Annotated in this window: 15 protein-coding genes; 3 read left to right on the forward strand and 12 right to left on the reverse strand. The window is 39.5% G+C overall.

Annotated features, from left to right (window positions below; genetic code table 11):
• The first annotated feature begins 76 nt into the window (after nt 1–76).
• Nucleotides 77–259: a hypothetical protein gene (locus AAEY57_RS03025; protein ID WP_350606269.1), complete on the forward strand. Its 183-nt coding sequence runs from the start codon at nt 77–79 to the stop codon at nt 257–259.
• 55 nt (nt 260–314) lie between these two features.
• Here the strand turns inward: AAEY57_RS03025 and trpS are convergent, their stop codons facing one another.
• The 3 genes from trpS to rpe are packed head-to-tail and all read right to left on the reverse strand — an operon-like array spanning nt 315 to nt 2,701.
• On the reverse strand, nt 315–1,319 hold the full coding sequence (trpS, locus tag AAEY57_RS03030; protein WP_036955769.1) for a tryptophan--tRNA ligase: 1,005 nt from the start codon (nt 1,317–1,319) through the stop codon (nt 315–317).
• A 33-nt stretch (nt 1,320–1,352) separates the two neighbouring features.
• A complete protein-coding gene (locus tag AAEY57_RS03035; RefSeq protein WP_008115059.1) occupies nt 1,353–2,018 on the reverse strand; it encodes a phosphoglycolate phosphatase in 666 nt (221 codons plus the stop codon).
• The gene (gene rpe / locus AAEY57_RS03040) at nt 2,018–2,701 is read right to left on the reverse strand and encodes a ribulose-phosphate 3-epimerase (RefSeq protein WP_008115057.1); all 684 of its coding nucleotides are present in this window, start codon (nt 2,699–2,701) and stop codon (nt 2,018–2,020) included. The genes AAEY57_RS03035 and rpe overlap by 1 nt, the downstream gene beginning before the upstream one ends.
• Before the next feature lie 296 nt (nt 2,702–2,997).
• Here rpe and AAEY57_RS03045 point away from each other — a divergent pair, with 296 nt between their 5' ends.
• Nucleotides 2,998–3,297, forward strand: a complete 300-nt coding sequence (locus tag AAEY57_RS03045) for a hypothetical protein (RefSeq protein ID WP_028834491.1) — start codon at nt 2,998–3,000, stop codon at nt 3,295–3,297.
• A gap of 4 nt (nt 3,298–3,301) precedes the next feature.
• The gene (locus AAEY57_RS03050; RefSeq protein WP_008115053.1) at nt 3,302–3,487 is read left to right on the forward strand and encodes a DUF2970 domain-containing protein; all 186 of its coding nucleotides are present in this window, start codon (nt 3,302–3,304) and stop codon (nt 3,485–3,487) included.
• Here the strand turns inward: AAEY57_RS03050 and AAEY57_RS03055 are convergent.
• From AAEY57_RS03055 to AAEY57_RS03095, 9 genes are all read right to left on the reverse strand, one after another.
• Nucleotides 3,450–4,301 carry a Dam family site-specific DNA-(adenine-N6)-methyltransferase gene (locus AAEY57_RS03055; RefSeq protein ID WP_036955766.1) on the reverse strand — a complete coding sequence of 284 codons (852 nt, stop codon included), beginning with the start codon at nt 4,299–4,301 and terminating at the stop codon, nt 3,450–3,452. The genes AAEY57_RS03050 and AAEY57_RS03055 overlap by 38 nt on opposite strands.
• Before the next feature lie 53 nt (nt 4,302–4,354).
• A complete protein-coding gene (locus tag AAEY57_RS03060) occupies nt 4,355–5,671 on the reverse strand; it encodes an SPOR domain-containing protein (RefSeq protein WP_350606273.1) in 1,317 nt (438 codons plus the stop codon).
• Complete coding sequence (gene aroB, locus AAEY57_RS03065) at nt 5,672–6,742, reverse strand: 3-dehydroquinate synthase (protein ID WP_033104301.1); 1,071 nt, start codon at nt 6,740–6,742, stop codon at nt 5,672–5,674.
• Nucleotides 6,743–6,771: 29 nt separating this feature from the next.
• Nucleotides 6,772–7,290 (reverse strand): shikimate kinase AroK, encoded by a 519-nt coding sequence (aroK, locus tag AAEY57_RS03070; protein ID WP_008466255.1) that lies wholly within the window; start codon nt 7,288–7,290, stop codon nt 6,772–6,774.
• Nucleotides 7,291–7,737: 447 nt separating this feature from the next.
• Nucleotides 7,738–9,828: a type IV pilus secretin PilQ gene (locus tag AAEY57_RS03075; RefSeq protein ID WP_013463907.1), complete on the reverse strand. Its 2,091-nt coding sequence runs from the start codon at nt 9,826–9,828 to the stop codon at nt 7,738–7,740.
• Complete coding sequence (locus AAEY57_RS03080; protein ID WP_008115036.1) at nt 9,815–10,351, reverse strand: pilus assembly protein PilP; 537 nt, start codon at nt 10,349–10,351, stop codon at nt 9,815–9,817. The genes AAEY57_RS03075 and AAEY57_RS03080 overlap by 14 nt, the downstream gene beginning before the upstream one ends.
• Entirely contained in the window at nt 10,351–10,953 is a 603-nt protein-coding gene (locus tag AAEY57_RS03085) for a type IV pilus inner membrane component PilO (protein ID WP_008115035.1), read from the reverse strand. The genes AAEY57_RS03080 and AAEY57_RS03085 overlap by 1 nt, the downstream gene beginning before the upstream one ends.
• The gene (locus AAEY57_RS03090; RefSeq protein WP_008115031.1) at nt 10,943–11,515 is read right to left on the reverse strand and encodes a PilN domain-containing protein; all 573 of its coding nucleotides are present in this window, start codon (nt 11,513–11,515) and stop codon (nt 10,943–10,945) included. The genes AAEY57_RS03085 and AAEY57_RS03090 overlap by 11 nt, the downstream gene beginning before the upstream one ends.
• On the reverse strand, nt 11,503–12,582 hold the full coding sequence (locus AAEY57_RS03095; RefSeq protein ID WP_013463905.1) for a pilus assembly protein PilM: 1,080 nt from the start codon (nt 12,580–12,582) through the stop codon (nt 11,503–11,505). Before AAEY57_RS03095 ends, AAEY57_RS03090 begins: the two co-directional genes overlap by 13 nt.
• Between the last annotated feature and the right edge of the window lie 123 nt (nt 12,583–12,705).

The raw sequence follows: 12,705 nt of genomic DNA on the forward strand, positions 1-12,705 counted from the left end.
CTATGATAATTTAAACGAGTCAGGTAAAGTGGCCTGACTTAAACAAACTGGTCTCCGATGAACTCGGGGCGATTCAATGTTTGCCTATAGTTATGAAGCAGACAGTTATTCACGCTGTAAGAAATCAACAGAGAGTAAGTCAATCGAGCTCAATGATTACGAAATTATTGAAATAACGCCTGATCAAAGCATGCCTTACGGTTATCAATTTATAGTTAGAGCCTGTGAGTCTGCCGGTATTTCTGCTACAAAACATTAAAATATAAAAAATGCCGCTAAATTAGCGGCATTTTTGTATCTGCAAATTAACGCGCTTATGGGCGTGGAATAAACCCAACCGCATCATAAACTGCTTTTAATGTAGTTTCTGCACGCGCGCTGGCTTTTTCAGCCCCTGTTCTCATGATGTCATTGAGAAGTGTTTGATCTTCACGAATTTCTTTAAAACGTGTTTGAATTGGCTCAATCATGCTGACAACAGCTGCTGCGGTGTCTTTTTTCAAATGGCCATACATTTTGTCTTCGTATTCAGGGACTAACTCTTCAATTGAGCGCTTAGTTGCCACACTTAGTAGCGTAAGTAAATTAGATACACCTGGCTTTTCTTTGCGATCAAAGTAAATACGCGCTTGCTCGTCAGAATCGGTAACTGCTTTTTTTAGCTTTTTCTCAATCTTTTTCGGCTCGTCTAACATCATAATAAAGCCATTTGGATTTTCATCTGACTTAGACATTTTCTTCAGCGGATCTTGCAAGCTCATAACTCGCGCACCAAACTCAGGAATATAAGGTTCTGGCAGCGTAAAAATGTCGCCATATACATTATTAAAACGATTCGCAATATCACGAGTTAACTCTAGGTGCTGCTTTTGATCTTCGCCAACTGGTACTTTATCAGCTTGGTATAATAAAATATCAGCCGCTTGCAAAGCCGGATAAGCAAATAACCCCACATTAATATTATTAGCATGCGTTGCCGACTTATCTTTAAACTGGGTCATGCGATTAAGCTCACCCATTTGCGCATAACAGTTTAATACCCAGCCAAGTTGCGCATGCTCAGGTACCTGAGATTGTACAAATAATGCCGCTTTTTCTGGGTTAATACCGCATGCCGTATATAACGCAACGCCATCGAGTACACGAGCACGCAATAATTCAGGGTCTTGGCGTACGGTAATTGCATGCAAGTCTGCAAGCATAAAGTAGCTATCATATTCTTCCTGTAGCTTAACCCACTGGTTAATAGCGCCAACATAGTTGCCTATTGTCATACCACCGGTTGGCTGCATGCCACTTAATACTACTGGTTTACTCATGATTTTCCTTTATTTTTACTTAATTAAAAATGCTTAACGCTGTGTTAGTGTCGGTATTATAGCTAAGAAGTTATCGCATAGGTACTGCGGATTATAATCCGCTAACTGCTCTCCCTGGTGATACCCATAAGTAAGCGCTATCACGTCAATGTTAGCGGCTTGCGCTGCGAGTATGTCACTCTTTGAATCACCAATCATAATCGCTTTATCAGGCGTTATATTTAATGCATCGCAAGCAAATAATAGCGGCTCAGGTGACGGTTTTTTTGCCATGTCGTCACCGCAAACAATCACTTCAAAATGACTGCGAATAGCGAGCTTATCTAAAAGCATTTCAGTAAAGCGGCGTGCTTTATTAGTAATAAGTGCTTTAGGCATACCACTGAGGGCAGCAAGACCAGTTTCAACATGCTGATATAACACACTGTATTCACCGACCTGCTCACTGTAATGTTGATAAAACAGATTGATAGCTCGTTCGCTTAAAGCCTCATCGAGGTGCTCACTAATTTGCATATCGCCGCAAAGGGCTCGTTTAACTAACACCTCAATGCCATTACCTACCCAGCTTTCAACTAATCGCTGACTGACAATTGGAAACGCTAAATCGCTAAGTGTTAAATTTAAAGCCATATACAAGTCGTACACGCTATCAACTAGGGTGCCGTCTAAGTCAAAAAACGCTGCATCATATTTCATTATTCAACACTTTCTAATTGCTGACGCATCTCATCAATCACCGTTTTATAATCAGCCTGATTAAAAATAGCTGAGCCTGCAACAAACATATCTGCACCCGCTTCAGCCGCCGCGGCTATGTTATCTACTTTAATACCGCCATCTACTTCTAAACGAATATCACGTCCAGATTCAACAATGCGTTGTTTTGCCTCTCGCAGTTTCTCGAGTGTTTGTGGAATAAAACTTTGCCCACCAAACCCAGGATTTACTGACATTAATAAGATCACATCTACTTTATCCATTACGTGATCCAGGTAACTTAAACTTGTTGCAGGGTTGAACACTAAGCCTGCTTGACAACCTTCATCTTTTATCAATTGCAAAGTACGGTCAATATGCTCGCTCGCCTCAGGATGGAAGGTAATAATTGATGCACCCGCCTCGGCAAATTGTGGGATTAAACTATCTACCGGTTTTACCATTAAATGCACATCAATCGGGGCTTTAATCCCGTAGTCGCGAAGTGCTTTACATACCATTGGGCCAATCGTTAAGTTAGGTACGTAATGGTTATCCATTACATCAAAATGAACGACATCAGCACCTGCGGCTAACACTTTGTCGACATCTTCGCCTAATCGTGCAAAGTCTGCAGATAATATTGAGGGCGCTATTAAGTATTTTTGTTCACAGTTGAGCATCGCTAATCCGTTAATGAATAATTTATGCCGTTAATGTAACTTAATTAGCGAAGTTACCCAAGTAGCACCTTTAAAATAGCGCCAAATAAGTAATGTTAAAGCCTTATTGTGGCTATTCATGAAAAAGAATAACCTGCTGAGGATGTAGGCTTTATAATTAAAAAAAGAATCAGTTTTTAAGCGGGGGCCACTCAGTATTTAAAACACAATACAAATAAACAATAACAAAAATAAAGTGTATTATTTAAGCAGTTTTTGTTATGCTGCGCGAAGAACTAAATTATTAGGTTTATATTATGCGTGCTTTTAAAATTGGATTATTAATCACGTCGGTAAGTGTTATTATTGGAGCAACATCGCTTTGCTCAAATACTGAGCAAGATTTAAGCTCTGCCAACATTTGTCTTCATAAAGAGCAAACCAATGCTATTAATAATAGCGCAACCCGTTGCATTCAAATTGAAGAAGATTCGTCTTGGGCCTCTTGGTTAACAGGCGATAGTCGTAGCGCTCAGTTTCATTACTTAGACTTGCTAGAGTTGTTAACGGGTACTGATGACAAACACAAGCCCTCTTCAATCAAGCCATTATTTTAATTAAATGCAGCACTTTTTTAGCGCGTTACAAAGCGTACTGGCTGCATTTTTTGGTGTTCAATCTGAAGATAAGCGCAAAACAGACTTTAAGTACCACTCTCCAATTACGCTGATAGCTATTGCCGTAGTACTGTTTGTATTATTTGTACTGGCTATTTATGCAACCGTGACTTCGGTGCTAAATACATAGCCATTAGCTCATCCACTTTATTTCGTGAACCGCCCTTTGGACTAATCGTACGTTTAACCTGAATTTTATCCAGTGATGCTTGACTGTAAATTTTGCGTGTCCACACGGTATCGTGGTTTGAAATAAGGACTGGCGTGTTATTCTCAAATGCCGCTTGCTCAGCCAAGTTAGCTAAATTAGCCTGATCATCTAAATTAAATCCGCCTTTAGCGTAAGAGGTAAAGGATGCGGTTTTACTTAATGGCACATAGGGCGGATCGCAGTATATCACCGCATTTTTAGGGACCAGTTTAAATACATCATCGTAGCCTAAGCAGGTAAATGTTGCTTTTTGTGCTTTGTTGGCAAAAAAGTACATTTCTTTTTCAGGAAAATAAGGCTTTTTATATTTACCAAAAGGCACATTAAAAATGCCCTTTAAGTTATAGCGACATAATCCGTTATAACCATGGCGGTTCATATATAAAAATAAAACAGCTCGCTCATACACATCGCTGCTTTGGTTAAACTGCACACGATAATCGTAATACGCATCTGGATGGTTATTTAAATCAACAAATAGTTTTTTTGCATCGCTAATAAACTCATCCGGCGAACGTTTAAGCTCTTTATATAAATTGATTAAATCAGCATTTATATCGTTAAGTACGTAGTGTTTAAAATTACTATTTAAAAACACTGAGCCCGCACCAACAAAAGGTTCAACCAAGGTATCTGCATGTTTACTTGCTTGATTTAGTCGCGCGTTAATATCTTCAACGAGGCTGTATTTTCCGCCAGCCCATTTAAGGAAGGCTCTACTCTTTTGCTGCATTGGCTCTTTACTTCAATTCGGTATTGCGCGATTTTACACTAAAGTCACTGAGTTTACTGATCAACTCGTGCAATTTCTTGTTTTATTTTGCTAATTTTTTTATAGAAAGGTTTATTTTTTCTTACTCCAGCAGGGAGTGCTTGCAGTGCTTGTTTTGCCTCATTTAAGTTAGCAAAACTGCCTGTTGTTACCACCCACCACATTTTACCATTTCGTTTAGTTTGATATGTATTGGTAATACTTTCTAGCTTATGTTCAGCAATAAACTCATTGCCTACCTGCTGCTGAGTTACGGCTAATAGCTGAATAACAAAATTATCTTCAGGTTGTTCTAGGTACCAGTTACTGGGTATTTTTACTATTTGGCTTTGCTGCTTTACCACCTCAGGTACGCTAATGGCTTCTTCAACCGGCGGCGGTGCTGGCTTTTCTTGTTCAGTTAAAGTCGATGGCTCAGTTAAACTTCCTACAATTGCTGGCACGTCATTGTGGGCACTCTCATCTGTAGTTGGCTCTTTAGTTATAGGCTGTGGTGAAGTAAACAGGGGTGGTGATTTAACCGGTTGTTGTTTATTTTGAATAGCTTGCTCGGTTGTAATAGCGGTTGTGAGGACTTGCTCATCGCTTTGACTATTAGCATTTTTCCACCATTGGGTCATATCAGCTTTGTATACAACGCCAATAATCAATAACATAATTATGAGTAATAGTGTGAGCAACTGTAAGCGCCAAGATACTTTGTCTTTTACGATAATATCAGCAACTTGTTCGCTAGGCTGCCAGGCTAATAAAAGACTTGGGTTACCTTGGGCTTCAACTAAAAAGGTTTTAAATACAGGGTCTTCATCATAAGGTAAAGCCGTGAAGTACCATCCCATTAGCTGCTTACTTTCAACCAAGTTTAATGGCTCTAAATGAATATTAACTGCCTCTTTAAACGGCAATTTAGATTGCGATGCAATCATAATGTAAAGCACATTGGGCGCACTTTTTGATAACAGCTCGAGCTCTGCAATTAGTTCTTCAGATAGGTGCCTGCCGCCATCGATAACCCATAAACACGCGCCGCATTGTTGTTGCTTCGCTAATTGATAATAGTTTTGTGATAAGCTCAGGTTGTGATCAATTAAAGGGGCATTAAAGCTTTGCTCTAATAATTGAGTCATCAATTGCACATCAGTCATTTGAGCGCCAACTTGCACAAACGCTTTATTAAAATCGTTATATTTATCAGTGATGAAGGTTTCAAGCAAATAGCTTTTGCCTAAACCAGAAGTGCCCAACAAAACAATTAGGTTTTGACCATATTCAAATTGCAATGCGATTCTATCCACCAAAGCCGCACGGCTCGGTAAAATTTGTGACTGCATTTATTGCTCGATCAATGCTCTGACTTGATCATCAGACACATCATCAACTAATGCACATTGACCAAATTCGGTGGGTAAAATGAATCGGATAGTCCCTTTTTTATTCTTTTTATCTTTTCGCATATGCAGTAAAAAGTGCTCACTGGTCATATCACTAGGTATCTCGATTGGTAAGCTATATTGCGCTATTAATGTAGCAATACGCTCTACATCTTCTCGTGTTAAATCTTGGCGAGTATAAGCAAGCTTTGCAGCAAGCACCATACCTGTCGCGACCGCTTCTCCATGTAACCAAACACCGTAACCCATTTGTGCTTCAATAGCATGCGCAAACGTGTGCCCTAAATTTAACAACGCACGAAGGCCCTGCTCTTTTTCATCTTGTGCAACAATAAGCGCTTTAATTTCACAGCATCTGAAGATGATGTGCTGTAAACACGTCTCGTCTAATTGTTGTAATTTAGCGATGTTATGCTCTAGATAAGCAAACAGTTCAGTATCGTAAATCAAGCCATACTTAATAACTTCAGCCATGCCTGCAGCAAACTCGCGTGTTGGTAAGGTATGCAACGAACGCGTGTCAATAAATACAGCTTGGGGTTGATAAAAAGCCCCAATCATATTTTTACCTAGCGGGTGATTAACCGCTGTTTTGCCGCCAACTGAAGAATCAACTTGAGATAATAAAGTGGTTGGTATTTGGATAAAAGGGACGCCACGCTGATAACAAGCAGCAACAAATCCAGTTAAATCACCTACAACGCCACCACCTAATGCAATTAAGCAGGTGTCACGGCCGCAATTATTCTCAAGTAGGAATGCCGAAATTTTTTCAAACCAAGTGAGTGATTTATATTGCTCACCATCTGGAATAATAAAATGCAGTGGGTTTAGCTGTGCTAATGAATCAAGCAACTGTTGAAGGTACAGCGGTGCAATCGTTTCATTAGTAATGATGATAGGCCGACAATCACCAATGTGATGGATTAGACGGCCTGTATCTTGAAGTGCAGATTGACCAATATAAATAGGATAACTTCGCTCGTCTAAATTAACAGTTAATTCAAGCATGCTGGGTTAGTCCTTTTTAATACTGGCTTTTAAAAATCCAATTTCTCGATGATTTGGTTAGCAACAACTTTCGCGCTCTGCTCATCAGTGCGTACAACAAAATCAGCTACTTCTTTATATAATGGTTCACGCTCTTCTGCTAAGCGCTCAAGTACATCACGAGGTGCTTCTTCTGTTTGCAGTAATGGGCGACGCTTGTCGCGTTGCGTACGTGCAACTTGCTTTTCAATCGGTGTCTCTAAGTATACAACAATACCGCGAGCCGAAAGCTTGTTTCGAACTTCTTTACTCATTACTGAGCCACCACCGGTTGCAAGTACAATACCTTGCATTTCGGTTAAGTCACCAATAACAGATTCTTCACGAAGTCTAAAGCCTTCTTCACCTTCAAGATCGAATACCCAGGCAATATCTGCGCCCGTGCGACGTTCGATTTCTTGATCAGAATCAACAAATTCAAGGTGTAATTGGTCAGCGATGTGACGACCAATCGTGCTTTTGCCAGCCCCCATGGGGCCAACTAGAAATATATTACGTTTCTCAGCCATATCTTTTAGTACAAACGAACTCTAAAATTTGAAATAAAACCCCGCCTAACGACCTGGCCCCAAAATTAAGAAAGGGATTATCTCAGTAATCGGTCGGGTATTTCAAGTCAATTAGGATAAAAAGCCATATAACGAGCAATTAAACTAAATAATTACCCACTGGTTAACAAAAAAGCACCTTATTATAGGCAAGTTTATCTTCTAGGGTTAAAATTTATGCAATTAAGGTTACTACATTGCTGCTTCATGAAAGCTTTTGCATGGTAACTTTACAAGAGCCTGAATTACAAACAACATAAACGCAGCCTTAAATACATCCGCAGTACAGTACATGATCAAAATTATATACTGTCTTATTGTACATTTATAGGGAGTGTTCACACCACGATAACTAAATTACATACCCATACTATCTAGGCTGGTATTCAACCTAGATAGCTTAAATATTTAGTCTATTTGGATTTTAGGTGTGACAAAAATCAGCAGTTCGCGCTTTTCATTGAACTCGCTTGTGCTTTTAAATAGTCTTCCTACGTAAGGAAGGTCGCCCAATAAAGGTACTTTTTTGGTCGAATTAATAATTTGCTGTTGGAAAATACCACCCAACACTACCGTTTGTCCATTCTCAACGAGTACTTGAGTCTCAATTTGTTGCGTATCGATGGCAACCGCTGGGCCTGTACCTGTTTGAACCGTATCCCCTCGGGTATCTTGAGTAATGATTAAATTTAAAATAACTTTGTTATCGGGTGTGATATGAGGTGTCACCTCTAGGCTTAGTACCGCCTTTTTAAAACTTACGGTTGTTGCACCACTTGAAGCTGACTCCACATACGGGATCTCAGTACCTTGTTCAATACGCGCTTTTTGCTGATTAGCAGCAGTAATGCGTGGGCTTGCAATGATTTCACCTTTGTTTTCTTCTTCAAGGGCGGTTAATTCTAAATCAATTAATGTTCCGTTAGCCAATTTAGCAATGTGCATACCTATACTCGCCGATGGATTCGCCACTGGTAAATTAACGTTAAGTCGATCAGAAAGGCTAGGAATATTACCATTAGAAATCGTTTCAGCTCCTTCTAATGTGCCAGAAACACCGTCTGAGCCTTGCTGATCACTAAACCCCCAACGAACCCCCAAGTCTTCAGTTACGTTGTCACGTACGGTTACCATACGTGCTTCAATAACCACTTGTTTAACCGGTATATCTAAAGTTTCGACCATACGACGAACACTTTCAATACTTTTTGCAGTGTCTTTCATTAATAACGTATTGGTACGTTGATCAACAGACACGCTCCCTCTGGCTGTAATAATACTATTGGTATCTGTTTTTAATAAGTCGGCAAAATCTTCTGCTTTTGCATAATTTAAGCGGATGTATTCACTGTAAAGTGGCTCTAAATCCTCAACTTGCTGTTTAGCTTTTAACTCTTTTGCTTCACGGGCAGCCAGCTCTTCAGATGGCGCAACCATTAAAATAGAACCGTCCATGCGTTTGTCTAAGCCTTTTATTCTAAGCACGACATCTAACGCCTGATCCCACGGAACCCCATCAAGGCGAAGAGTAATATTGCCTGTCACTGAGTCGCTTGTTACCAAGTTAAAATCATTGTAACCGGCAATAATCTGTAATACAGCACGAACAGAGATATCTTGAAAATTAAGCGTCATAGGACGACCCAAGTACTCTTTACCACCATCTAAGTAGGCATTTTGCGTTTCATCTTTCTCAACCGTTAAGGTAAAAATATTCTCAATTTGCTGATAGGTATAGGCAAAAGCAGTGTTTGGTTCAATCACTAAACGTGTAAGGTTATCTTCTTTAAACGTTTCAATACTGCTCACCACAGTGCCAAAATCGAGTACATCTAATTCATACAATAAATCATCTAAAATATCGGTATGATGAAACTCGGCAATGATTTTTCCACCGCTTTCATGAACCTCTACAGCTGCCTGAGTATCTTGTAGATAAACAAGTACTTTCGCCTCACCTTTTTCTCCACGTCGAAAGTCAATTGCTTGAATACCGTTAATATAATTAGACGTGTAAGCAGGCTTATCTTCGCTGGTTGTTAAAATTTGCTCTGTGAGTGGGTTATCAGAAATTCTAATAGAAACTAAATTATTGTTTACTTCAGTCTCATAAATTTTTAATCGGTCCAAGTTAATGGTCACTTTTAAACCCGCACTGGTCATCATACTCGTGATGTTACTGATACCAGCTTGGTTGATAGCGATATTCGTCAACCCTTCATCTAATTCTACCCCATCGAATAGTAGCTCTATTCTTGCAGGGCTATTAAAAACTTGTACTGCTGGTTGCTGCTGCAACTCTTCATCAAAAACTAGCTGTAATTCGGTTTCACCTTTAAGCAATGGATTATATCGAACGTCATAGAGTAAAGGGGCTGCACTGACGGCTTTTGTCATTAGTAGTAAAAAAACAAACAATAAAGCAGATAAAATACGATGATGCGAACACTCACCTTTGTGCATATAGGGTATACCTTTTTTCTTATTAATTTGCGCCATTGGTTGCCGCCTCTAACATTTCTAATTTGGTCAAACGTTCTTTCCAACAACCTGACCCATCAGGGATTAATTCTACTAATTCAATATAGTCACTATTAACACTGCTTACTTTTCCGTCATAGGTGCCTAAATAGCTTCCTATTGTTACTCGGTGCAAGGTGTCATCAGCAGCTGTAATGAGCGCCCATGTTTTGCCGTTCGATCCTATTGTGCCCCTCATTGCTAAATTATCTAATGGGTACTTCTCCAGTGGCTGACGAACACGCTCTGGATCTGGGTGAAGACAGTTTTTAACTTGTGTTAGCTTGTTTTGAATAATTTCTGGTTCTGGCGCTACAAAAGGGCTACGTAAGTCTTTGGCGTTATACTCAAAGTGCTCAAACTTAACTAGCTCAGGTATTTTTTCAATACGTGCCGTGGTATTTGCCTTAACCTGATCAATAAATTCTTTTTGCTCCGATGTATCCTCGTTACAGCCACTGAGCAAAAACATCGCAGTGGTTAAAAAGAGAAGCTGCTTCATCATCTCACCCCCTCTTCATAACGGTAAGTTTTTGCTACTACACTGAATGTTAGCTGCTTTTCGCCAGATGATAAAATAGAAAAGTCATGTAAACTGACAATTCTTGGTAGTTGAGCCACTTTCCCTACAAATTCGCCAAACTCATGATAAGTACCTACCACTTCAATTTTAATTGGCAACTCGGTATAAAACTCTTTTTCAACTTCTGGCAACCAACCAATTTTTAAAAATGTTAACCCGCTGGTTGTACCCACATAAGAAAGGTCGTCCAATAATCCTGGCGTCTCATTTGAAGTAGGTAGGCGTTTTAATAATTGAGAGAATTTATCTTCCATCTCAACCATTTGCTCACGATAAATATCAAGCTTACTGGCAACTGCATATTTAGTTCGGTAGGTTGTGCGTAACTCAATTTCCTTAGCAACGGCATTGTGGTAGCTGTCTATTTCATCCGACACTAATAAGCTGTAGCTAAAAAACAACACCAAACAAGCTACAAAAGTTCCGCATATTGCTTTTACAATAACGGGCCACTCACCGATGTTATCGAGCTCGATTTCATTCCAATCGATTTCTGTAAACGATTTAAAATCAAGGTTCATTACGTACCTCACCTATTTTGCCAAATGGTTTTACGTAAAACTCCATATTAAAATCGCTGAGTAAACGTGAAGATTGATCGCCGGCAACAATACCTTGCATAGTCGGGCGCTCTAATAAGTAAGAGCTTTGTACCTGTCTGAGCATAGTAGATAAACGATTATTAGACTCACTTTTGCCTAACACATGAATTTGATTACCTTTGCGCTCCAGCTTGGTTAAATAAACCCCTGCAGGCACTATTTTTGCCACTTCATCCATTATTTGGGTGCCTAAATTACGGCTACTTTGTAACTCTTCAATTAAACGCATACGTTGTTGTAAGTTTTCTTTTTTCTTGTCTAGATCGCGTATGTCGCGAATTTTATTGTCGAGCGTTGTAATTTCTGAACTAAGATAATTATTTTTTAACGTTTGCCCTTCTTTTAGAGCACCATAAAACACACTCAGCATATACATACCAGCAAAACAGACGATAACCACAGCCATAAGAAGTGTTATAAATTTCTTTTTAGACTGCTCACGCTGTAGCTCACGCCAAGGTAATAAATTTATATGTGGCATGATGAAAAGCTCCTCAACGCCAGGCCAGTCGCAATTGCAAATTGAGTGCGGTGGCGCTGTATTATATTACGATCAACTCTAGGGGATATTTCCATCTTATCAAATGGTTCAACAACAACTGTGTGTATTCCTAATTCTTCAATCAGCAATCTATCAATGCCTTTAATCATCGCTGAGCCGCCCGTCAATACAATATAGTCCAATTGTTCTTTACCTGTGGTGGTTAAAAACATTTGAACAGCACGACGAACCTGCTGGAGTAACGATGTTTGAAAAGGTGCTAACACTTCAAATGTATAGTTTGGAGGTAAATCACCGGTTGTTTTGCCAATTTCAGCTTCATCAAAGCCTTTGTTGTAGTAAGCAACGATACTATTTGTGTATTGGTCGCCACCAAATACTTGGTCACGGGTATAAATTGTCTCACCAGATTGCACTACACTCACCAAGGTGAGTACAGCACCAATATCAACCACTGCAACCGTTTTGTCATATGCATCTGATGGTAACTGTTGGTAGTAAACATCCATAGCGCGACTTAGCGCATAGCTTTCAACGTCCACTACTTTTGCGGTTAAATTCGCAGCACTTAACGCACCGACTCTGGCTTCAACGCTTTCGGTTCTAGCGGCAGAGAGCAGTACATTTATTTTGCTCGGGTCAGCACTATTTGTAGAGAGCTTTTCAAAATCAAGACTCACTTCATCTAGTGGGTAAGGAATTAAGCTGTCGGCTTCAATTTCAATCTGCGACTCTAATTCAGCGTCGCTTAAGGAAACATCCATGAAAATAACTTTAGTAATCACGGTTTGCCCAGAGACGGCAACAGACGCGAATTTTAGCGACTTTGGTAGCTTTCGTTTTAACTTGATTATCACATTACCAATTGCTTCAATATCTTGAATATTACGCTCGCTCATAGCGCCTTTTGGCATAGGTTCAATTGCAAGTGCTTCTAGTCGAAGCCCAGTTTCTGTTTCACTTAAAAGTACGGCCTTGATAGAGTGCGATCCAATATCAATACCTACCATCATTGGTGATGGTTTTTTTATTAGTTGACTTAGCATGTTTGCAACTTTGCCTTTGTTTTAATAATAAACAAGTTATAATTTATATCTTAAAAAATATTATTCAATTTTTAATCAATATATACTAGCAGTCTCAACCTGTAATTGGGAGTCCGTTTAGGG

The sequence above is a fragment of the Pseudoalteromonas sp. MER144-MNA-CIBAN-0113 genome (assembly GCF_040308965.1).
Taxonomy (GTDB): domain Bacteria; phylum Pseudomonadota; class Gammaproteobacteria; order Enterobacterales; family Alteromonadaceae; genus Pseudoalteromonas; species Pseudoalteromonas tetraodonis.

Coding starts and splice junctions, on each gene's coding strand:
- AAEY57_RS03095 (WP_013463905.1), bottom strand. CDS start 12,582: ATGCTAAGTCAACTAATAAAAAAACCATCACCAATGATGGTAGGTATT.
- AAEY57_RS03080 (WP_008115036.1), bottom strand. CDS start 10,351: ATGAAGCAGCTTCTCTTTTTAACCACTGCGATGTTTTTGCTCAGTGGC.
- AAEY57_RS03090 (WP_008115031.1), bottom strand. CDS start 11,515: ATGCCACATATAAATTTATTACCTTGGCGTGAGCTACAGCGTGAGCAG.
- AAEY57_RS03035 (WP_008115059.1), bottom strand. CDS start 2,018: ATGAAATATGATGCAGCGTTTTTTGACTTAGACGGCACCCTAGTTGAT.
- aroB (WP_033104301.1), bottom strand. CDS start 6,742: ATGCTTGAATTAACTGTTAATTTAGACGAGCGAAGTTATCCTATTTAT.
- AAEY57_RS03055 (WP_036955766.1), bottom strand. CDS start 4,301: ATGCAGCAAAAGAGTAGAGCCTTCCTTAAATGGGCTGGCGGAAAATAC.
- AAEY57_RS03045 (WP_028834491.1), top strand. CDS start 2,998: ATGCGTGCTTTTAAAATTGGATTATTAATCACGTCGGTAAGTGTTATT.
- aroK (WP_008466255.1), bottom strand. CDS start 7,290: ATGGCTGAGAAACGTAATATATTTCTAGTTGGCCCCATGGGGGCTGGC.
- rpe (WP_008115057.1), bottom strand. CDS start 2,701: ATGCTCAACTGTGAACAAAAATACTTAATAGCGCCCTCAATATTATCT.
- AAEY57_RS03075 (WP_013463907.1), bottom strand. CDS start 9,828: ATGGCGCAAATTAATAAGAAAAAAGGTATACCCTATATGCACAAAGGT.
- trpS (WP_036955769.1), bottom strand. CDS start 1,319: ATGAGTAAACCAGTAGTATTAAGTGGCATGCAGCCAACCGGTGGTATG.
- AAEY57_RS03060 (WP_350606273.1), bottom strand. CDS start 5,671: ATGCAGTCACAAATTTTACCGAGCCGTGCGGCTTTGGTGGATAGAATC.
- AAEY57_RS03050 (WP_008115053.1), top strand. CDS start 3,302: ATGCAGCACTTTTTTAGCGCGTTACAAAGCGTACTGGCTGCATTTTTT.
- AAEY57_RS03085 (WP_008115035.1), bottom strand. CDS start 10,953: ATGAACCTTGATTTTAAATCGTTTACAGAAATCGATTGGAATGAAATC.
- AAEY57_RS03025 (WP_350606269.1), top strand. CDS start 77: ATGTTTGCCTATAGTTATGAAGCAGACAGTTATTCACGCTGTAAGAAA.